This is a genomic window from Occallatibacter savannae, from assembly GCF_003131205.1.
GTDB classification, from domain to species: Bacteria; Acidobacteriota; Terriglobia; order Terriglobales; family Acidobacteriaceae; genus Telmatobacter; species Telmatobacter savannae.
In genome coordinates, this window is record NZ_QFFY01000005.1 from 342,565 (window position 1) to 362,558 (window position 19,994).

At 59.3% G+C, this 19,994-nt stretch carries 15 protein-coding genes; 9 read left to right on the plus strand and 6 right to left on the minus strand.

Annotation, left to right across the window (positions count from 1 at the left end; genetic code table 11):
- Positions 1 to 12: 12 nt before the first annotated feature.
- Entirely contained in the window at positions 13 to 1,473 is a 1,461-nt protein-coding gene (locus DHV10_RS19440; RefSeq protein ID WP_109488051.1) for a circularly permuted type 2 ATP-grasp protein, read from the minus strand.
- Positions 1,474 to 1,670: 197 nt separating this feature from the next.
- Here DHV10_RS19440 and DHV10_RS19445 point away from each other — a divergent pair, with 197 nt between their 5' ends.
- Positions 1,671 to 2,132 (plus strand): hypothetical protein, encoded by a 462-nt coding sequence (locus DHV10_RS19445; protein ID WP_204101476.1) that lies wholly within the window; start codon positions 1,671 to 1,673, stop codon positions 2,130 to 2,132.
- A 74-nt stretch (positions 2,133 to 2,206) separates the two neighbouring features.
- Positions 2,207 to 4,138 (plus strand): M61 family metallopeptidase, encoded by a 1,932-nt coding sequence (locus tag DHV10_RS19450; protein ID WP_109488052.1) that lies wholly within the window; start codon positions 2,207 to 2,209, stop codon positions 4,136 to 4,138.
- A gap of 2 nt (positions 4,139 to 4,140) precedes the next feature.
- Here DHV10_RS19450 and DHV10_RS19455 read toward each other — a convergent pair whose 3' ends face one another.
- A complete protein-coding gene (locus DHV10_RS19455; protein ID WP_162601691.1) occupies positions 4,141 to 4,749 on the minus strand; it encodes a thymidine kinase in 609 nt (202 codons plus the stop codon).
- A 23-nt stretch (positions 4,750 to 4,772) separates the two neighbouring features.
- Complete coding sequence (locus DHV10_RS19460) at positions 4,773 to 5,531, minus strand: ATP-binding protein (RefSeq protein WP_109488054.1); 759 nt, start codon at positions 5,529 to 5,531, stop codon at positions 4,773 to 4,775.
- A gap of 193 nt (positions 5,532 to 5,724) precedes the next feature.
- On the opposite strand from DHV10_RS19460, the gene DHV10_RS19465 reads away from it, so the two are divergent.
- A complete protein-coding gene (locus DHV10_RS19465) occupies positions 5,725 to 6,531 on the plus strand; it encodes an SGNH/GDSL hydrolase family protein (protein ID WP_109488055.1) in 807 nt (268 codons plus the stop codon).
- Positions 6,532 to 6,569: 38 nt separating this feature from the next.
- Here the strand turns inward: DHV10_RS19465 and queG are convergent, their stop codons facing one another.
- Positions 6,570 to 7,742 (minus strand): tRNA epoxyqueuosine(34) reductase QueG, encoded by a 1,173-nt coding sequence (gene queG / locus DHV10_RS19470; RefSeq protein WP_109488056.1) that lies wholly within the window; start codon positions 7,740 to 7,742, stop codon positions 6,570 to 6,572.
- A 308-nt stretch (positions 7,743 to 8,050) separates the two neighbouring features.
- Here queG and DHV10_RS27295 point away from each other — a divergent pair, with 308 nt between their 5' ends.
- From DHV10_RS27295 to ppdK, 3 genes are all read left to right on the plus strand, one after another.
- Positions 8,051 to 8,416, plus strand: a complete 366-nt coding sequence (locus tag DHV10_RS27295) for an STAS domain-containing protein (RefSeq protein WP_162601693.1) — start codon at positions 8,051 to 8,053, stop codon at positions 8,414 to 8,416.
- Between the two features lie 193 nt (positions 8,417 to 8,609).
- Positions 8,610 to 9,086: a YkvA family protein gene (locus tag DHV10_RS19480; RefSeq protein ID WP_109488058.1), complete on the plus strand. Its 477-nt coding sequence runs from the start codon at positions 8,610 to 8,612 to the stop codon at positions 9,084 to 9,086.
- 284 nt (positions 9,087 to 9,370) lie between these two features.
- Complete coding sequence (gene ppdK / locus DHV10_RS19485; protein ID WP_109488059.1) at positions 9,371 to 12,106, plus strand: pyruvate, phosphate dikinase; 2,736 nt, start codon at positions 9,371 to 9,373, stop codon at positions 12,104 to 12,106.
- Positions 12,107 to 12,173: 67 nt separating this feature from the next.
- Here the strand turns inward: ppdK and DHV10_RS19490 are convergent, their stop codons facing one another.
- The gene (locus tag DHV10_RS19490; RefSeq protein WP_109488060.1) at positions 12,174 to 14,648 is read right to left on the minus strand and encodes an ABC transporter permease; all 2,475 of its coding nucleotides are present in this window, start codon (positions 14,646 to 14,648) and stop codon (positions 12,174 to 12,176) included.
- A 160-nt stretch (positions 14,649 to 14,808) separates the two neighbouring features.
- Here DHV10_RS19490 and DHV10_RS19495 point away from each other — a divergent pair, with 160 nt between their 5' ends.
- Positions 14,809 to 15,660, plus strand: a complete 852-nt coding sequence (locus DHV10_RS19495; RefSeq protein ID WP_109488061.1) for a transglutaminase-like domain-containing protein — start codon at positions 14,809 to 14,811, stop codon at positions 15,658 to 15,660.
- A gap of 4 nt (positions 15,661 to 15,664) precedes the next feature.
- On the opposite strand, the gene DHV10_RS19500 is transcribed toward DHV10_RS19495, so the two are convergent.
- Positions 15,665 to 16,849 (minus strand): VWA domain-containing protein, encoded by a 1,185-nt coding sequence (locus DHV10_RS19500; RefSeq protein WP_109488062.1) that lies wholly within the window; start codon positions 16,847 to 16,849, stop codon positions 15,665 to 15,667.
- 854 nt (positions 16,850 to 17,703) lie between these two features.
- On the opposite strand from DHV10_RS19500, the gene DHV10_RS19505 reads away from it, so the two are divergent.
- The gene (locus tag DHV10_RS19505) at positions 17,704 to 18,252 is read left to right on the plus strand and encodes a hypothetical protein (RefSeq protein ID WP_109488063.1); all 549 of its coding nucleotides are present in this window, start codon (positions 17,704 to 17,706) and stop codon (positions 18,250 to 18,252) included.
- Positions 18,253 to 18,559: 307 nt separating this feature from the next.
- On the plus strand, positions 18,560 to 19,960 hold the full coding sequence (locus DHV10_RS19510; protein ID WP_109488064.1) for a DUF4382 domain-containing protein: 1,401 nt from the start codon (positions 18,560 to 18,562) through the stop codon (positions 19,958 to 19,960).
- The last annotated feature ends 34 nt before the right edge of the window (positions 19,961 to 19,994 follow it).

Consider the following 19,994-nt stretch of genomic DNA (forward strand, 5'->3'; position numbering starts at 1 on the left):
GATGAATGACGATTACTCCAGCACCCATGTGTCCTTGCTTCCGCCGCCCTGGGATGAGTTGACGACGAGCGAGCCCTTTTCGAGCGCAACTCGGGTCAAGCCCCCGGGCACGATATTGATCTTGTCGCCGTAGAGGATGTAAGGCCGCAGATCGACGTGCCGCGGCTCGAGACGATCGCCGATCAGGCAGGGCGCGCGTGAGAAATCGAGAGTCGGCTGGGCGATATAGTTGCGCGGATTGGCTTGGATACGCTCCGCGAATTCTTCACGCTGCTTCGCCGTGGAGTGCGGACCGATGAGCATACCGTACCCGCCACTCTCGCCGACCGCCTTGACGACAAGTTTGTCTAGATTGGCAAGCACGTGCTGGCGCTCGCTGTCTTCTGTCAGAAGGTAGGTTTCGACGTTGTTGATGATCGGGTCTTCGTTCAGGTAGTAGCGAATGATGCGGGGCACGTAGGCATAGAGGGCCTTGTCGTCAGCCAGCCCGGTCCCGAAAGCATTGGTCACAGTAACATTGCCGGCGCGGTAAGCATTGAACAGCCCGGCACATCCAAGGATGGAATCACTGCGGAAGATCAGCGGATCGCTGAAGTCATCGTCCACGCGGCGGTAGATAACATCAACACGCTTAAGGCCATCGGTCGTCCGCATGTAGACGATGTTGTCGTGGGTGACGAGATCGCGACCTTCCACCAGGTCGATGCCCATCTGGCGCGCAAGATATGTGTGTTCGAAATAGGCAGAATTAAACACGCCCGGCGTGAGCAGGACGATATTCGGCTCAGGACGGCCCTCTGGAGCAAGCGAGCGAAGCGTCGAAAGCAGGACTTGCGGATAGTGCTCGATGGGACGAACACCGTAGCTGTGGAAGAGCTGCGGGAACGTACGCTTCATCACGCGCCGGTTGGTGAGCATGTAGCTCACGCCCGAGGGCACCCGCAGATTGTCTTCAAGAACCACAAATTCGCCGCTGTCGAGCCGAAGAAGATCGGATCCGACAACGGAGATGTATACGTTACGCGGGACCTGCAGTCCCCTCATCTGGCGTCGATAGTGCTTGCAACTGTAGATCAGTTCGCGCGGCACGACCTGATCGTTGAGAATCTTCGCCTCAGAGTAGACGTCGCGCAGAAACAGGTTCAGCGCTGTGATGCGCTGAGTAAGTCCCCGTTCGACACGATCCCATTCCTGCGACGTGATAAGCCGTGGAAGCAGATCGTAGGGAAAGATCTTCTCGGTGCCTTCGTCGCGGCCGTAAACGGTGAAGGTGATCCCCTGGGTTAGAAAGGATAACTCCGCAGACTGCTTCCTTCGCTGCAGTTCCTGCTGCGGCAGACGGGCGAGCGTTTCAGCCAGTGCCCGGTACGCAGGGCGCACTTCACCGGCCGGCTCACGCATCTCGTCGTATGCGTGGTCGAGGGGATAATCTCCGTAGAGTTCCTGCAGTTCTGCGACAGGCCCGGAACTCATGCGTCTTTCGTCTTTCTTGATCCCGCTTCTAAGTAACGGCTATTGCTCATTCCCCAGCCCGGATATGTTGCCATTGTTCTTCTGCTTGTAACACGCGGAGCATAAGGGCACAATCAGGGAAATATTTTGCTGCGATTGTGGGGCTATTTCTGCCGAACGAGAGAGCCAGCGGCAGGACGAAGGGATAGCATCTGAATATGAGTTACGATCTGATGGTCTTCGAGCCGGAAGCCGTTCCAACGGGACACGACGAGTTCCTGGAATGGTACTCGCGGCAGACCAAGTGGAACGAAGACCACGGATACGATGATCCGGCCATCGCCTCTCCGCATCTACAGGCATGGTTCAAGGACATGGCTCAGTCATTTCCCCCCATGAACAGGCCGATCTCGTTGGATGATCGCCCCCGCGACGACGGTTCCAGCACTGACTATGCAATCGGCAGGGACTTCATCTTTGCGTCGTTCTCCTATTCGAAGTCTGAGGCCGCCTATATGACGGTAGCTCGGCTTGCGGAGAAGCACCAACTGGGGCTCTTCAATGCCAGCTCAACTGGCGAAGAAGTCTGGCTCCCCGCAGGCGGACGCATGGCGCTGGCACATGACAAAGAGCCGCCGACAATCGCCGGCAGAATCAAAAGCTTTCTCAACTTTGACTGACGGTGCACCGCGGGCGATGAGGGCTACTTCCCTAGAGTGGGATAACCTGATCTTTTGAGGAGGTCCCCGCCCTGATGCTCTCGTTGAAGCGATTTGTTGCGCAATCCCCTGTTCTTCTGCTGATGGTGCTAGGCGCTTCCACCGCGAGTGCTCAGAAAGCGCCCATCGAAATCACAGCCGACCTGTCGGATGCCCCACGCAAGCTCTTTCATGCCGAAATCGACTTCCCCGTCTCCGCGGGGGCGCTCACTCTGATCTCGCCAGAGTGGATCCCTGGGCACCACATGCCGTCCGGCACGGCGAACGCGATTACGGGCGTCGTGTTCACTGCCAACGGCAAGCCACTCGAGTGGCGGCGCGACGACGTGAATCTCTACGAATTCCATCTGACTGTTCCGGCGGGTGTGACGACACTGCACGCTCATCTCGATTCGATCGTCACCCGACGGGTCTCGCAGCGTCTCGCGGCTCTCGAGTGGGAGGCGCTGATGCTGTATCCGGCTAACGTGCCGGTGAAGGACATACCGATACAGCCGTCGGTGAAGGTGCCCGCGGGTTGGGGTATCGGCACAGCGCTCAAACCAGTCAGCGGCGGAGATTACCCGGTACCAACGGCCGGGGCAACCACCAAGTTTGCGGCGACCACTGTAGAACAGCTTCAGGACTCGCCCATCCTGACAGGGCTCTACTTCCATGAGTATCCGCTTGCGCCAACAATCTCGCCGAAGCACTATCTCGACGTCGCAGCCGATGCGCCGGAGGACGCAAATCTGCGCCCGGCGGTGCTGGCCGAAGTCGCCAACCTCGTGCGTGAAGCGGATGCGCTCTATGCCTCGCACCACTACAACGATTATCACTTCCTGCTGACACTCTCGGACGTAGCCGGCGGAATGGGACTGGAGCACGGGCAATCGTCGGACAACGGCGTCGGCGAGAAGGCATATGCCGATGACGTCCATCAGCTGCCGGACTCGGATCTGCTCTCGCACGAGTTCACGCACTCATGGAACGGTAAGTATCGTCGGCCCGTAGGGCTGTACCAGCCGGACTTCGCGACACCCATGCAGGGCGCCCTTCTGTGGGTCTACGAAGGTATGACGGAGTACTGGGGCAATGTGCTGGCGGCGCGTTCGGGACTGAAAACGCCTGAGGAATACAAGGACGTGCTGGCAGCAACAGCCGCCGAGCTGGACTACACACGCGGTCGTGAATGGCGACCGACAGAGGACACGGCGGTCGCGGCCAGCATACTGCGCGGCGGCAACAGAGCATGGGAGAACTGGCGTCGCGGGCAGGACTACTACTTCGAAGGCGAGCTGCTTTGGCTCGACGCCGACACTCTCATTCGGAAAATGACCGGCAACAAGAAGTCGCTCAACGATTTTGTAAAGATCTTCCTGGGCAAGGGCGGCAACACCGGACCGCTCATCGTGACCTACACCTTTGATGAACTGGTGCAGGACCTTGATCAAGTGGTCTCGTATGACTGGGCGAAGTTCCTGCACGATCGGGTCAATCGCATCAATCCACGCGCCGATGTTACGGGCCTGGAGCAGGGCGGTTACAGGCTGATCTATCGCGACAAGCCCACCAAGTCCGAGCGCATGATCCAGGCAGCTGAAGGACACCGAAGCGGCATCGATTGCTGGTATTCGATCGGGCTGCAGCTCGCCGCCGATGGCACGATCGGGGATGTTCTCTGGAACGGACCTGCCGATAAGGCTGGGCTCGCTCCCGGCGAGAAAATCATAGCGGTGAACGACAACATCTACTCAGCCGATGCGCTACGTAACGCGATCCGGGACGCGAAAAATTCGTCGAAGCCTATCCGGGTGATCGTGCAGGCCGATTCGTTTGTCTCCACCATGCAGATCGACTATCACGACGGAGAGCGCTATCCGGCCCTGGAGCGCGTAGACGGCACGCCGGCGTATCTCGATGACATCATCAAGCCGCTGACCACCCCGGAGAAGGCTCCGGAGCAGAAAAAGGATGAATCGGAGTAGCCTCAGTGCGGTCGGCCGGGGAGAACAAAGTGCTCGTCGCAGCGGGGCTCATAGTTGTCGCCGGCCATAATGATGGGGCTGTCATAAGGTGCAGGCTTGCCGTCGACGAGCCGCTGCGGGTAGAGAGCTTTGGCTCCGCAACTGCAGTACGCGACAAGCTCTGTCAGGTTTCCGGCGTACGTGCGAATAAGCCAGGAGAGTTGTAGCATTTCGCCGAACGGCATTCCGCGGAAGTCAAGCTCGAGCCCAGAGACAATTACATCGTGGCCCCACTGCAGCAGGCGCTTCGTGAAGAGAAAGAGGTCAGCAACGAACTGACCTTCGTCAATCGCGATGCACTCGACGCGCTTGCCGATCTGCTGCTCGGTAGCCTCGAGAATCGGCAGGATCGACCACGGATCGGCTGAAGGAAACTGCACCGCTTCCATCTTGCCGCAGCCGCTTCGATTCCGGCTCTCGACCCAACCGGCAGCTGCCTTGGTATCGGCACTGGGCTTCAGCAACAACACGTACTGATGCGCGTACTGGCGGCGGATCTCGATGCGTCGCAGCAGTTCTGCGGTCTTGTTGCTGCGCATGGGCCCGACAATCATCTCCAGCTTGCCAACCACATTCGTCTCCTGCGAGTTGTGCATCAGCCGAAACGGGCGCGCTTGACGCTCTGCCGGAAATCTTCACCGGTGACTTCAACCTTGATGCACATCTCAGCAAGACGAGATCGCATGCGGTCGCCGATTCTATCGCCAAGAGTTTGCTCGCGCGCTGCTCGTTCCGCGCTGCTGAGCGCTGAGCCGCCCGCGGGTAGGTCGGAATAGTTGGTTGTAATGATGGTGGTCTGCTTGTCGTTGTAGCGCGTATTGAGAATCAGAGCAACCGTGTCCCAGACCCACTCGTTCGGCTTCTGCGCTCCGAGATCGTCAAGCACCAGCACGTCGGCATTGAACACGGGTTTGAGCAGTTCCAGTTCCGTAGTATTAACCTGCGGGTTGTAGCTATTTTGGATATTTTTGAGCAGTTCGCGATAATCGCAGAAGAGCCCTTTGCAGCCTTTCTCCTGAACGAGCCTGCGCAGAACGCCCACAGCAAGGTGCGTCTTGCCGACACCGATCGATCCGGTAAAGAGCAATCCCTTGCCGCCGGTATCGTGCGGAAACTCGTCGACAAAACGGCGGGCAGTCAGCAGCGCTTTGCCAATCGACGGATTGGCTCCGCGAAAGTCCGTTTCGTAGCCGTCCAGCGTGTAGTGACGGTAGCGCTCCGGGATGTGCGCCGCTCCAACGCGCCGCTCTTCGCGCTGGGACTGCTGGCACTCGCAAGGACGCGACACCCACAGGCCTGCGTCGGATTTCACGCGGATCAGGCCGATGCCGTCGCAGATTGGGCAGGTGGTCATTGCTCCTATCAGGCTAGCGCAGTTTAGGGTAGCGTGCTGCGGTGGGAAAGACGGCCATGATCGTGGAAAAGCATTTCTCGATTTGCAGAGGCAATGCCCAAACATGCGTTGAAACTGACTAGCGAGAGAGCTGGGCACCCACTGTAAGATTGTTAGTTCGCCAATTTCTTTTCCTTTCCAGAGGCTTTCTGTTATGACTCGCGCTTCCATCCGTTTTGCAGTTGCAGTGCTCGCACTCGCCGGTGCGTCCGCCTTCAATCGCACCTCCGCGCAGGAGCCCGCAAACCTTCCGGAGACAAAGGCGCCAGCTCCGGCGCCCACTGTGCAGAAGCATCCTGATAATGAGTACTGGCGTAAGCACGATGCGCAACTCCTCACCGACTTCCCCTGGCTGGCTCGGTTCAAAGAAGCCGACGAAACATTGGGCGCTCCAGGAGCCGGCGAAAAACGCGTCGTCTTTTTGGGCGACTCCATCACCGAGGGATGGCATTTCGACAAGCCCGGCGGCGTCTTCGCATCGAAGCCTTATATCAATCGCGGCATCAGCGGGCAGACCACGCCGCAGATGGTGCTGCGTTTCCACCAGGATGTCATCGATCTGCATCCGAAAGTGGTGGTCATTCTGGCCGGAACTAATGACATCGCCGGAAATACCGGGCCGATGACCCCGCACGAAACCGAAAACAACATCGCGGCCATGGCAGAGATGGCGGCCCAGAATCACGTCGCAGTGGTACTGTGCTCCATTCTGCCTGCGTACGATTACCCGTGGCAGCCGGGGCTCATGCCCGCGCCAAAGATCGATGCCTTGAACGCCTGGATTAAGGATTACGCGGCGCAGCACAACTACGTTTACGTCGACTATCACTCCGCGATGAAGGACGCCCGCGATGGGCTGCCGGCAAACCTGAGTAAAGACGGCGTGCACCCCACGCAGGCGGGATACGACATGATGGTTCCGTTGGTTGAAGCTGGCATCGCGAAGGCAGAGCGGCCTTAGCTGAGAGTTCGAGCGTAACGCTCCCCTTTAAACCGGGGCTACTCGATCGTACTTTCCTGCGAGTGCTTGTGCAATGCCCATTCAGCAGCCGTGCGGAGCGCTGGGTCAGCGTCTTCAGACCATAGCTTCAGGCGTTCCAAAAGGCTCTCATCTGCACCGGGAGCGTTGCCCATTGCAACCGCAAGGTTGCGCTTGAACCCGAGAAAACCGGAGCGGCGAACCGGGGAGCCGTTGAAGAGGCGTTCCCATTGTTGCTCGTCGAGGGAGGCGAGCCACTCGAGCGAGGGATTGACGAGTTCTTCGCGGGGCTGGAGTTCGGTGTCGGCGCTGATGGGGGCTTTGCGGTTCCAGGGGCAGACGTCCTGGCAGATGTCACAGCCGAAGATCTGGCGGCCCATGCCGGACATCAGTTCAGGCGCGATGGGAGCTTTGTGCTCGATGGTGAGATAAGAGATGCACTTCGTCGCGTCCATCTGGTAGGGAGCGGTGAGCGCGTTTGTGGGACACGCATCGAGACAACGGGTGCAGGTGCCGCAGTGATCCGAGACCATCTGCGGAGTGCGATCTTCGGCGGCTACGTCGAGGGAAGTCAGCAGCACGCATAGAAATCCAAACGACCCCAGTTTGGGATGTATAAGGCAGGTGTTCTTCCCTGTCCAGCCAAGGCCGGCGGCGACGGCAAGTGATCGCTCGACGACGGGGCCGGTGTCAACGTAGGCGCGCGATTCGAATTCGCCGCAGCGCTCGCGGAGTTTTGCATCGAGAGACTTGAGCCGCTTCAGTAACACTTTGTGATAGTCGCTCGGGCGGCGCTCGCCTTTTTCGTCGATGCGGGATGACCATGCATATCGCGCAATCCATCCGCTGCTGCGTGGAGCATCTTCGGTTGAGCGCGGATGCGCGGAGTTGTAACTCGCGAAGCAGACGATCGCGGAGCGAGCCCACGGGAACGGAACAGCGACACGCGCGCGAACGAGTTCGCTGGTTTCACTTACGCGTTCGAGATAACGCATACTCCCGGCGCGCCCTGCTTGTATCCACGATGTGAAACGGCTCGCATCACGAGACTCCGCGGCGTGCGGCAGAGGGACCAAGCCGGCGTTAGTGAAACCGCACCCGGTGGCTAGTGCGTAAGCTGCCTCTCTCGTGAGGTTTGTAGATTTGGAATCCAACAATGCACCCGCTGAATCAAATATATGGAAAATTTCCATACATTTTTGGAACTCCAGCGCGTCATCCTTGCGTAGTGATATGCAGGATGATCCGGACAGAAGAGCGACACAGGCCAGATCCTTCGGTGGGACTGTTCGATTGTGAACGTGAAACAGGGCGATCGAACACTCAGCGGAGAAAGCCAGAACCGAGGCCGGTTGTATCCCGTGTGGATTCAGCAGATTGGGTTTGGCGATCTTTGGCTGGGAAGGTGCAAGAAAGAGGACAAGAGAAGCTGACTCCCCTGGATCAGTTGGCTTTTCCTGAGACACGCCCCTGTTGGGCGTATCAAAGGAGGTTTCGATTTATGACACGCAATTATCAATCCGTCGTTGAGCCGCAATTGGCGGTACCGGGCAATCTTCACGAACTGGTGCGCGGGCAAGAACAGCGCCTGCTCAAGGAACTGGAGCCCGTGGTGCGGCAGCACTCCGTGACACTGGACATGCGGCAGATCGAGCGCATCGATGCGGCGGGAATATCTTCGTTGATTTCGCTGTATGGCGTCGCGCATGCCGCAGGACACGAGTTCGCGATCGTGAATGCATCGGCGCGCGTTGCCGAGATTCTCGAAATCGTTGGCCTGGATCGCATTCTGATTTCGCACGTAGGTGCCACCACACTTGTGCCCTGCCCCGAAGGCGCAAACTGCTACGAGATGCCGGCCGCGTAGAACCTGACGCGGCTGGTATCGAAGTCCCCTTCTCCATTTCCTTGCCTATCGATCAGAGCGAGCCCACTGAACTTCCGATCATCGCGTAAGTTTGCGATGAATGGGGGCAGAGACCTACGTCACGTTTCTCTTGCCGAGCTCTTTCTCGAGAAGCCACTTCGACTTGGCTTGCATTCCTGTCAGACTTGATTGAATGCTGGAGCGTTGGAAGGCCAGGGCGCAGGATATCCGGCGGGACGTAACCGCGCTTTATCTCGCGAGGCGAGACCCGCGCGTCCCACGGTATGCACGCCTGCTCGCGATTGCGATTGTGGGCTATGCTCTCAGCCCCATCGATCTGATTCCTGATTTCATTCCGGTGCTCGGGTATCTCGACGACTTGATCATCGTGCCTCTTGGCTTACTTCTGCTGGTCAGGATGATCCCGCCGCAGGTGCTCGACGAGTATCGGATGAGGGCGGAACAGTCGGATTACGTCGTCGCGAAAAACAAAACCGCCGCGGTGCTGATTGTAGCCCTGTGGTGCTGCGGAATTGCCGTTGCGTGGTTTGCAGTGCGGCGGCACCTGTGGCGAGGATTGTCAACGAGTGCAAAAGAGGCTGGCGGCGATCTCGTCGTTGGTTTGTCGCGCATCTCCTTTGGTGATACGCACCTGCGATCAGCCGCGTAGAATCTGAAGTTGAAAGCACGCGTAAGTCCAATTACACGTTGAGGGTCTGTGACGAGTGGCACATGCAAGTGTATACTTGCCGCGCTATTTCTACTTGCGATAAGGAATAGCCGAAAAGACACAGCCCTGTGCCGGGATGAGCGTTCGCACCTGGTCAAATCAGCTCTTAAAGGCTCTGAAGCCAGACTTTCGTTCTGCCCGTCGAGGGGTAAGCCCCAGCGAAATCTGGGCGCTGTTCTTTCCGGGCTATTCGTGAAGAAATCAACACCGGAGGCTTTAATTCCATGACGCAGGGCGTAGTGGATCAGCAGTCCGCCGCGGCGGGCTCAACCTCAACCACAACCAAGTATGTGTACTCGTTCGGCGACGGAAGAGCTGACGGCAACGGCAAAATGAAGGACGTTCTGGGCGGCAAGGGCGCAGGCCTCGCCGAGATGACTCTTGCTGGGCTGCCGGTGCCTCCGGGATTCACGATTCAGACGGAAGCCTGCCGCGAATACATGCGTGCGGGAAAGGTCAGCAAGCAGGTCGACACCGAGATGCTGGCTGCGCTCGAGAAGCTCGAAGAGTTGCAGGGCCAGAAGCTCGGCCAGGGCGACAATCCGCTTCTGGTTTCGGTCCGCTCCGGCGCCAAGTTCTCCATGCCGGGCATGATGGACACGATCCTGAACCTCGGCCTGAACGACAAGGCCGTGGAAGCGCTGGCGAAACGCACCGGCAACCCGCGGTTTGCTTACGATTCCTACCGTCGTCTGATCCAGATGTTCGGCGACGTGGTGCTGGATGTCCCGAAGAAGCAGTTTGAGCACATCTTCGATGCAATGAAGGCCAAGCAGAAGGTTAAGTTCGATTACGACCTGTCGCCTGCGGCGCTGAAAGACATCATTGCTGAATACAAGAAGCTGGTGAAGAAGGAAACGGGCAAGGACTTCCCGCAGAAGCCGCTGGAGCAGCTCGCCGCAGCGCGCGATGCCGTGTTCCGGAGCTGGCAGAATGAGCGCGCGAAGACCTATCGCCGCATCAATCACATCGACGACTGGTTAGGTACGGCGGTCAACGTGCAGGCCATGGTGTTCGGCAACCTGGGCGAGAACTCCGGCACCGGCGTGGGCTTCACGCGGAATCCTGCAACGGGCGAGCACGTGTTCTTCGGCGAGTACCTGATGAACGCGCAGGGCGAGGACGTGGTTTCGGGTGTGCGCACACCGATGCCAATCAGCGAACTCGAGAAGGCGATGCCGCAGGTATACGACCACCTGAAGGCGATCACCTGGAAGATGGAAAAACACTATCGCGACATGCAGGATTTCGAGTTCACCATCCAGGATGGCAAACTCTACATGCTGCAGACGCGCAACGGCAAGCGCACCGGCCTCGCGGCTGTTCGCGTGGCTATTGACATGGTGCGCGAAGGCCTCATTACGCAGGAAGAAGCCATCTTCCGCGTAGAGCCCAACCAGCTTTATGACTTCCTTGTCCCGCGCCTCGTCGAAAAGGGAGAGAAGATAGAAGTCCTCGCGACCGGTCTGCCGGCATCGCCGGGTGCGGCTGTGGGACAGATCGTGTTCACCGCTGAGGATGCTGTGAAGCATCACCAGAAGGGCGACTACAAGACCATCATCCTGGTTCGCGGCGAAACCACTCCGGAAGACATCGCCGGAATGGAAGTGGCATCAGGCATTCTGACGTCGCGCGGCGGCATGACTTCTCACGCTGCGGTTGTTACGCGCGGCATGGGCAAGTGCTGCGTCGCCGGTGCGGGTGACTGCACGGTTGACGAATCAAAGAAGGAACTCCGCGTAAAGGGTCGCACCTTCAAGGCGGGCGACTGGATCTCGCTCGACGGAACCACCGGGCGCGTGATCGCTGGCCAGTTGAAAACGCTGCCTGCACAGCCGGATGATCCGGATCTGGTCAAGTTCATGAGCTGGGTCGATCCTGCCCGCAAGCTGAAGGTTCGCGCCAATGCGGACATTCCTCGCGACGCGAAGCAGGCAAGGATGTTCGGCGCAGAGGGTATCGGGCTCTGCCGCACGGAACACATGTTCTTTGCAGAAGATCGCATCGGTCACATGCGGACGATGATTCTGGCGACGAACGAGAAGGATCGCCGCGAAGCGCTGAAGAAGCTCCTGCCCATGCAGCGGGCTGACTTCGTGGGTCTGTTCAAGGCAATGGAAGCTCTGCCGGTGACGATCCGCCTGTTGGATCCGCCGCTGCACGAGTTCCTGCCAAAGCGCGAAGATCTGCTGGTTCAGATCGCGCGCCTCGAAGAGTCGAAGCCAAAGTCGCCGAAGCTGAAGGAACTGCGCACGCTGCTGGCGCGCGTGGAAGAACTGCACGAGATGAATCCCATGCTCGGACTGCGTGGATGCCGCCTCGGCATTACGTTCCCCGAGATCACGGAGATGCAGGCTCGTGCCATTCTGGAAGCGGCTGTCCAGGTGAAGTCGAAGGGCGGCGATCCACATGTCGAGATCATGATTCCGCTCATCGGCTCCATCGAAGAGATGCGGAATCAGGCTGCGATTGTGCGGCGCGTTGCTGAGGATGTCTTCAAGGAAAAGAAGACCAAGGTGGACTACATGGTCGGGACGATGATCGAGCTGCCGCGCGCTGCGCTGACGGCAGATCAGATTGCGGAAGAGGCCGAGTTCTTCAGCTTCGGAACGAACGACCTGACGCAGACCACCTATGGCATCTCGCGTGACGACATCAACAACTTCCTGCCTGCGTACCTCAAGGCCGGCATCTTCAAACACGATCCGTTCGCCACTCTCGACCAGAATGGCGTTGGCTCGCTGGTGAAGACGGCGACGGCGAAGGGACGCAACACGCGGGCGACGCTGAAGGTTGGTATCTGCGGCGAACACGGCGGCGATCCCGAGTCCGTAAAGTTCTGCCACAAGATCGGGCTGAACTACGTCTCGTGCTCACCGTTCCGGCTCCTCACCGCCCGCTTGGCTGCGGCTCAGGCTGCGGTGGAAGAGGCGACGGGAACTTCGCACACGAACAAGTAAACACAATAACAAGGCCAGTGATGAAGGGCGTCCGCAACGCGGGCGCCCTTCTTATTTCTACGTTGAACTACACGGCGCGCAGAGCTTTGACCGGATCACTCGAGGCAGCCCGGGCCGCAGGCACAGCAGATGCGAGCAGCGCTACGACGATCATGATGATTGCGCCGCCGGCGTAGATGAGCGGGTCGGTCGGGCTCACCTGGAAGAGGAAGTTGCCGACAACTCGAGATGCAGCGTAGGAGCCGATGAGGCCTGCGGCGCATCCGACGAGAGCTAGTTTTGCGCCGGAGAGCAGGACGAGGCGCGCGATGCTGCCCCGCTGCGCACCAAGAGCCATTCGGATGGCAATCTCCTGTGCACGTATGGAAATGGAGAACGCGACGACCGCATAGATACCCGTAACCGCGAGAACCAGCGCTCCAAACGCGAAAGCAGTGATAAGGTCCGTGTTGAATCGGCGCGGTGCCTCAACGTCGGAGACTACCTGCGCCATCGACTGCACCTGCTGCAGAGGAAGAAGCGGATCGATCGAGGCGACTGTCTCGCGAAGGGTCTGTATCAGTTGCTCGGGGGGAAGCGTCGAACGGAGCGTGATGAAGCCTCCGGTTGGTCCTACCACGTTTGTCGATGGATCCGCGCCGAACAGAGTCGCAGGCTGCTCCGTCGGCACATACCACTGGTCTTCGCTGGGCGCGTCGGGTGCGGCAACCTTGGCGTCGGCTACTACGCCGACGACAGTAGCCCAGGGCAGGCCTTTGTGGGGATTGCCGACGTGCATGCGCTTGCCGATAGGGTCCTGTCCCGGCCAGCAGTGCTTCGCCATTGATTGATTCACAATGGCCACGAGAGGCGCATTAGCGCGGTCCGCGGACGTGAAGGTGCGACCTTCGAGCAGCGGAATGCCAAGTGATTTGAAGTAGTCGCCAAAGATCGTCGCGAAGACGGCCCACTGCAGTTTCCAGCCTTCGATGGGCTGGCCCTCGATGGTGTAAGCACCGCGACCGTAATTGCCGGAGCCTGGCACCATGCTCGAAATACCGACTGCAACGGTGCCGGGCTTCGAGGAGAGCCGGTCCATCAGTTCGCGATTGAAATTGTTCTCGGCAATGTAGGACCGGTACTGATCTTTGGGTAATTGGAATCCGGCGACGAGCACGTGATCGGCTCTGAAGCCCGGATCGACCGCCAACATCTTCTGATAGCTGCGCAGGAACGCGCCGCATGTTGTAAGCAGTACGAGCGCAATGGCGATCTCCGCCGCAATCAGCGACGAGCGCAGCCACGCATGCTGCCGGCCGGTCGAGCCGCCGCGCGTTGACTCCTTCAGGGCGTCCGTGATGTTGGCTTGCACGGCCGCAAACGCCGGGGCGAGGCTGGAGAGGATACCGGTGACCAGCGCGAGGGCGAAGGCGAAGACGGCAACCCGCCAGTCGATGGCAACGGAATTGACGCGCGGCAGTGAGTCGGAGAGAAAGCGGAGCGAAAGCCGCAGCGCGAGGGCGGCGATGCCGATTCCGAAGACCGCGCCAATCAAGCTCAGGACCAGGCCTTCGAGGAACGATTCGCGTACGATTGCCGAGGCTCGCGCCCCCAGAGCAAGGCGCACCGCCGATTCGCGGCGGCGACGAATGGCGCGGACCAGCATCAGCACGGCGACGTTGACGCACCCAATCAGTAGAACAACCGCCACCGCTGCGAACAGTCCGCGCAGCGCGGGACGAACCTGACCGACAACGTAATCACGCAGCGATGTCACCTCGCTGCGGATGCGAACGGACGACATCGTAGCCGGGTAGTTGCGCATCACCTCGTCCGAAGCACGCTCCGCATCCTGCGCGGCGGAGGCAAGGCTGACTCCATCGTTTAGGCGCGCGATAATTTGATATCCGAAGAACCCAGCATCTGCGTCGGAAAGTTCCTGCGCGGTAAGGCTGAGCGGAACCCAGAGTTGCGCCTGATTCAGGCGCGTAGTGTCCACGGGAAAGTCGAAGCTGCGGGGCATGACGCCCACAATGGTGTAGAACTTGCGGTCGAGCTGGATGCCAGTGCCGAGAACACCGGGATCGCGATGGAAGCGATTCTGCCAAAGAGCGTAGCTGATCACCACAACCGGCTGATGTCCTTCGTCCTCTGCGCGGGTGAAGAAGCGGCCCAGCACCGGGTGAACGCCGAGCGTATCGAAGACGCCAAACGAGAGGCGGGCTGCAGGAATTGCTTCAGGCGCTTCGCCTCCGGAGAGTTCGTAGCCGGTCGGCTCGTAGCCCCCCATCGACTTGAAAGCCGTTGTCGCTTCGGAGTAGATACGAATCTCGCGTGCGGTCACAGGCGTGCCCACTCCAGCACCGATGTGGTCTCCAAGGATGACAAGCCGCTCAGGATCAGCAAACGGAAAGGGCCGCAGCAGAACGCGCTCCACCAGAGAAAAGACGGCTGTGGTTGCGCCAATGCCCAGAGCCAGCGTGACGATCACAATAAGCGCAAAACCCGGAGACTTGCGCAACTGCCGGATTGAGAAGCGAAGTTCGCGCATGATCTTTGACATGGGTTCTCCAGTGCCGCTCCCCTAAATCCTATGTTTGAAGCGCCCCTCGATCGACAAGGATGTGACGAGCCGCTTCGTTTTGCAGGAACCTGCTCGGAATGGCGGAGATTCTGCCCATCCCTTCCAGATTCAGTCTTCAACTTGCATCTAAGTACAGGTAATGCTGATTCGCCTGGGCTATGACATACAATTTGACCTTCCTGCCATCACGCCGATGGTAGCGCTTCTTCACATTCACCCTTCGCGCGAGCCGGACCTGCTGGAACCCGATGTACTCCAGATCGATCCGCCGATCGACGCCACGGAATACATCGATGGCTTTGGAAACCGCTGCACGCGCTTTGTCGCCCAGCCCGGCCGAATCCGGCTGTCCAACTCCACCCTGATTGCCGACTCCGGCCTGCCGGACGAAGTAAACGAGCACGCCCGCGAGGTGCCGGTCGGCGATGTGCCCGACAATTTCCTCTGCTATCTGCTTAATAGCCGCTATTGCGAGGTTGACCGCTTCTCGAGCATTGCCTTCGACCTCTTCGGACACGTGAGTCCGGGGTGGGCTCGCGTGCAGGCGATCTGCAGCTGGGTCAATACCAAGGTGCGTTTCAGCTACCCGCATGCGCGACCCACAAAGTCTGCTCTGGACGTATACACAGAGCGCATCGGGGTATGCAGAGACTTCCAGCATCTCGCCATCACCTTTTGCCGCGCAATGAACATCCCGGCCCGGTATGCGACAGGATACCTGGGCGACATCGGCGTGCCCTACGGCGGCCCCATGGACTTCAGCGCGTGGTTCGAGGTGTATCTTGAGGACCGCTGGTGGACTTTTGACGCCCGGCACAACACTCCGCGCATCGGTCGCGTGCTAATGGCAGTCGGACGCGATGCGTCGGATGTGGCAATCACGACCTCGTTCGGAGAGGCGAATCTAAAGCACTTCAGCGTGGTGACGGACCAGGTGCAGGCCGATGCAACGGAAGAGGCTGTGGCAGCAGCCTCCTCCATCGGCCGGTGATCAGTTATCGAGAGTCCCCGCCCGGAGCGTAGTAGCCTTCGCGCGTGGTGACCTGCAGATCGCCTTTCTCCGCTTTGACAACGACCTTGTGGAAGCCGCCGTCGGTGTCGGCCTTGTCGGGTGTGTACGTGAGCACGTACTGGCCCTGCAGCTCTTCGCTGATGAGCTTGTAAATCGGCACCACGTCGTCTCGTTTCTTCGCTTCGTAGCCGTGGCCGCCCGTTCGGCGGGCGATCTCTTCCATAAGCTTCTTGCCATCAACAATGGGCTTCGGCTCGCGGCGCTGGCCGCCACCACTGGGGTACCCACCGCCTCCACCCGGATAGCCGCCGCCTCCGCCCCCGGGGAAGCCTATCCCTCCGCGGCGGTTGCGGCTGAATCCGTTATTCTCCTCTTCCTGCTGGCCGCGCATGTGCACGGTGTAGACGGCGACGTTGGCGCGATCAGCGGCGTCTACTGCGTCATTCAGCGTGTCTTTGCTGCCGCGGTCGATTCCATCAGAAAAGACGACGATGGCTTTGCGGCCCTGCTGGTTCTTCATCAACTCGTCACACGCAAGGAAGATGGCGTCGTAGAGCTGGCTGGCATTGCGAGTGCGGGTGGGGCGGTCTCGGTCTTCCCCGGTGGTCTCGGGCCCTTCGGTATCGTCATGGCGCTCGCGGGTAGCGCTGAGGTCGTCGAGTTCCTGGTGGAGTTTGTCGCGCGAAGCGGTGAAGTCTTCCGAGAGTTCGACCTGGCGATCGAAGTGAATGAGGAAGAGCTGGTTCGCGCTGCCGGCGGAGGCTTGAGCCGGCAGCATGGCGTCGACGAACTGGGTAGCGGCCTTGCGAACCTCCTCGAGCGCGGAGCCGACCGGGCGTGCGGTTTCCACCAGAAGCCCAAGCCTCCAGGGCTCGGTTGACTGGCGGGTGAGGGTCTGGATCACCTGTGGTCGGCCGTCCTCGGTCAGGGTGAAGTCGTTCTTGTCGATGGTAGGAACAAGGGCGCCCTTTTTGTCCCGGACCGTGACGGCGAGTTGGACCTCGTGGCCCGGCGTGCGAAGGGTGTGTGCCGGCTTGTCGGCAGATTGGGCTGCGGGTGCGGGATTTGCGTTGCCGGAGGGGCTCTGTTGCGCGGCGAGCAGTACGGACGCAGAGGCGAAGAGCAAAGCCGGCACGGCCAATCGGGGGAGATGTCGTTTCGGTGTCATGGGTTCAGAGCACACTTTCAGTTAGCTTAGACGCCGCAGACCGTGGAGGGTTGATTGCCATGCGAGATGGACGGGGACCCAGAGGAGGAGGGCGAGATACCAAAGCCAGGCCAAACCAGCGAACAAAGCCGGAATTCTTGCAAGCGATTGAGTAATCGGAATGATCGCAAGAGCTGCAGCGATTGCAGCAGATGCTGTAATGAGTGCTCCCGGTTCAAGCCACCAGCGTTTTGGCTGAATTATTGGAAGTCCTCCAACGAGCAGCCACTGGGTTGATATCAAGATGGCGAGACAGAGACAGTCGAGAACTTCGGCGCTATGATTCCTTCCACCAACCACTCGCGCACTGAGTCTTCCGAGTCGCGTTTGGGTCAGGCATGGATCATGCCAACCTGTTAATAGCGCCGTGGGCAGATTCGCGAACCCTCCGACCTCTATCAAACGTGAATGGCCGAGATCGGACCAATTGCACGGATCCAGAGAGATTGGTACCCCCTCTTGAAACATCACGTATTCGACGCGACTCGGTGATGCACGCGCGACGCTGCCAGCTGTGTTCTGCCAGAACTGCATTGACTCTCGGACCACACCGGGCATTGCGATCGCCACGTTGATCCCAGCCAGCAGGAGCCCACGATGCCAGTTCATGGGTGCAAGGGTACTCTGGGCGGGTCGGGTCGGCAACTGACTATGGACTTTGGCATTGATTCGGGAGAATCGGTGCGGACCGCAGACTCCCGCTCGCCGTCCTGTTCCCTTTCCTTCCAATCCGGATTGAACCAGAATGCGTGACGCACTGCACATTCGCAAATACGGTGAGTAGAACAAAATCAGCTTTCATCAATGAGGTTTCTATGGATCGCAAGACTTTCCTGAAGAGCCTGGTTGTTCTGGGCGTGGCGGTGCCGTGCGGGCGGATTGCCGGCGCTGCGAACGACGGGGCGTGTGAGGACGCGAAGTGCATGGCGGATGCGGGCGCGGTACGGCAGTTCCTTTCGGATTTTCTCCGCAAGGAAGAAAAGAACCTGGATCGAGCGACGCTGGTGAAACTGATGCAGCAGCGGGGGCGCGCCTGCTGCAAAAATCTGAAGTTCAGACAGGACCTCATCGCGGAGAGCGGCGGCAGCGTCGACAAACTGGTTGAACTGATGGGCAAAATCGTTGGGCCAACAAATTGCACGCGGTCGGGGAACACAATCTCACTGGTTTATCCCGTCAGCAAGTGCGTTTGCGGGTGGAGCCCCGAACGCGCGCCGATGCCTGATGATCCCTACTGCGAGTGCTCGGCGGAGAACAACCGCACGCTGTTCGAAACCGTCGCGCAACGCCCTGTGACCGCGAATGTGCTGACCTCCCCCCGCCGAGGCGGCGCGCACTGCACTTTCGAAATCAAGCTGGCGTAGAGGGGACGGCGGGACCCGCCTGAGTCAATTACGCGTTTAAGAATAGACGCTCATCTGCCGCTCAGGTTGAGGGCTGCCGAGGAGGAATTCTACAGCGGTAACTCCTGCCGGCCTGATCCCGCCTTGACATAATGGAACGCAAATTTTCATGAGCAACGACCCGCAACTTTCGAGTTGCGCGCGGTGTTGGCGCAAATACAGGGACACAGCCCACAACTCAAAAAGAATCAGTACCCCTCGATTGCTGTGTGCCATCCCGCGAACTCCGTGAGGCCACGGACGATCGCAGAAAGCGCGGAACACTGGAATGTTGATTGCAAGAACTGGAAGACGTACCTTCGCTTCGGTGGCGGCTTTGGTAGTGGCAGCAATCTTTGCAGCCGGATGCGGCAGCTACAACTCAACCTCCGTTAACACCAACTCGCAGGCAAAGACGGGAGCATCGTTTGTGGTCGGGACCGATGCGCCGATGGCGAGCGTGGTCTCGTTCACGGTTAACATCGGGATCTCGGCAACAGATACGAACGGAAACACGGTCCAACTCACAAGCGGGACGCCCACGGTAGACTTTGCGCGATTTAACGGATTACAGACGCTGATCGATATGAACCAGGTTCCGGAAGGTACATACAGCAAAGTATCGATCGCCCTGTCGAACGCAACCATCGGCTATCTCGATACGACCACGGCGGAGCCGACCATCAAGACCATGGCCGCAACGCTGAGCAGCAGCACAGTCAGCTATACGCTGCCGAATCCGATGGTGGTGGCGCAAGCGGGTGCGCCCGTTGGGCTGCACCTCGACTTCCTGCTGCGCAAATCGATCGCAGTCGACAGCAACGGGCAGATCACTGGCACGGTCAATCCGACCTTCGATATAGAGGCGGTCAACAACAACGACAAGGGCGCGTATCTCGACGAATTTGACGCGGCCGTGGTGAGCTTTAATGCGGGCACCCAGTCATTCACCATCCAGGGGCCGCACGGGCGCCAGTTCACCGTTAACGTGAACGGGCAAACGGAGTGGGACGGCAACGCGCAGTTCAGCGATCTGAATTCGAGCACGATTGTGCAGCTTTCGGGAACGCTCGATCGCGCGGATGCAACCATCAACGCGGATGAGATCGCGATTCTTTCGAAGAGCGGGTTTTACGCGAGCGGACAGGTGACCTACGTGAATCCGTCGAGCGGTCCGGCAACGAGCTTCGATCTTTACGTGCGCGGATTGCTGCCGACAACAACAGGGCTGAGCCTCGGGCAGATTGCGACGGTAGACCTGAGCGGGAGCGAGACCTACTCGATCTATTGGGGGCATGGGCGGCTAGCGCAGTTCCTCTTAAACCAGAGCCAGCTTCTGCCCGGACAGCATATCTCGGTCGGCGGCCCGGCGAGTGGCGCGACAAATCCGGATGCAGTGACGGTGAAGCGCGTCGTGCTGCGGCACTGGGGCTTCAACGGAACGGTTATGCCCGGCTCGGTGAACGCTAACAGCAACAGCTTCCAGATGCAGGTGAAGGGATTTGCGGGGCTGCTGATTCCGCAGACGGTCACCGTTTACATAGCCGACAACTGCGAGTTCCGCGATGGATTCGCCCACCTTGGAGATGTTTCATCCGCGACAAATGTGCGAGTAGTCGGGTTGCTGCTGAAGAATCCGACGAATGGCAATACGGTGCTAATCGGACACTACGTGGACGATCTGGACTGATCGCTGCTGCTGATCGAGCGTAATCCCGGTCCCT

Bases quoted from the DNA above. Each gene is read 5' to 3' on its own strand.
- DHV10_RS19495 (WP_109488061.1), top strand. From the start codon at position 14,809: ATGCTGATTCGCCTGGGCTATGACATACAATTTGACCTTCCTGCCATC.
- DHV10_RS27295 (WP_162601693.1), top strand. From the start codon at position 8,051: ATGACACGCAATTATCAATCCGTCGTTGAGCCGCAATTGGCGGTACCG.
- DHV10_RS19440 (WP_109488051.1), bottom strand. From the start codon at position 1,473: ATGAGTTCCGGGCCTGTCGCAGAACTGCAGGAACTCTACGGAGATTAT.
- ppdK (WP_109488059.1), top strand. From the start codon at position 9,371: ATGACGCAGGGCGTAGTGGATCAGCAGTCCGCCGCGGCGGGCTCAACC.
- DHV10_RS19480 (WP_109488058.1), top strand. From the start codon at position 8,610: ATGCTGGAGCGTTGGAAGGCCAGGGCGCAGGATATCCGGCGGGACGTA.
- DHV10_RS19505 (WP_109488063.1), top strand. From the start codon at position 17,704: ATGGATCGCAAGACTTTCCTGAAGAGCCTGGTTGTTCTGGGCGTGGCG.
- queG (WP_109488056.1), bottom strand. From the start codon at position 7,742: ATGGAAATTTTCCATATATTTGATTCAGCGGGTGCATTGTTGGATTCC.
- DHV10_RS19465 (WP_109488055.1), top strand. From the start codon at position 5,725: ATGACTCGCGCTTCCATCCGTTTTGCAGTTGCAGTGCTCGCACTCGCC.
- DHV10_RS19450 (WP_109488052.1), top strand. From the start codon at position 2,207: ATGCTCTCGTTGAAGCGATTTGTTGCGCAATCCCCTGTTCTTCTGCTG.
- DHV10_RS19500 (WP_109488062.1), bottom strand. From the start codon at position 16,849: ATGACACCGAAACGACATCTCCCCCGATTGGCCGTGCCGGCTTTGCTC.
- DHV10_RS19445 (WP_204101476.1), top strand. From the start codon at position 1,671: ATGAGTTACGATCTGATGGTCTTCGAGCCGGAAGCCGTTCCAACGGGA.
- DHV10_RS19510 (WP_109488064.1), top strand. From the start codon at position 18,560: ATGTTGATTGCAAGAACTGGAAGACGTACCTTCGCTTCGGTGGCGGCT.
- DHV10_RS19490 (WP_109488060.1), bottom strand. From the start codon at position 14,648: ATGTCAAAGATCATGCGCGAACTTCGCTTCTCAATCCGGCAGTTGCGC.
- DHV10_RS19460 (WP_109488054.1), bottom strand. From the start codon at position 5,531: ATGACCACCTGCCCAATCTGCGACGGCATCGGCCTGATCCGCGTGAAA.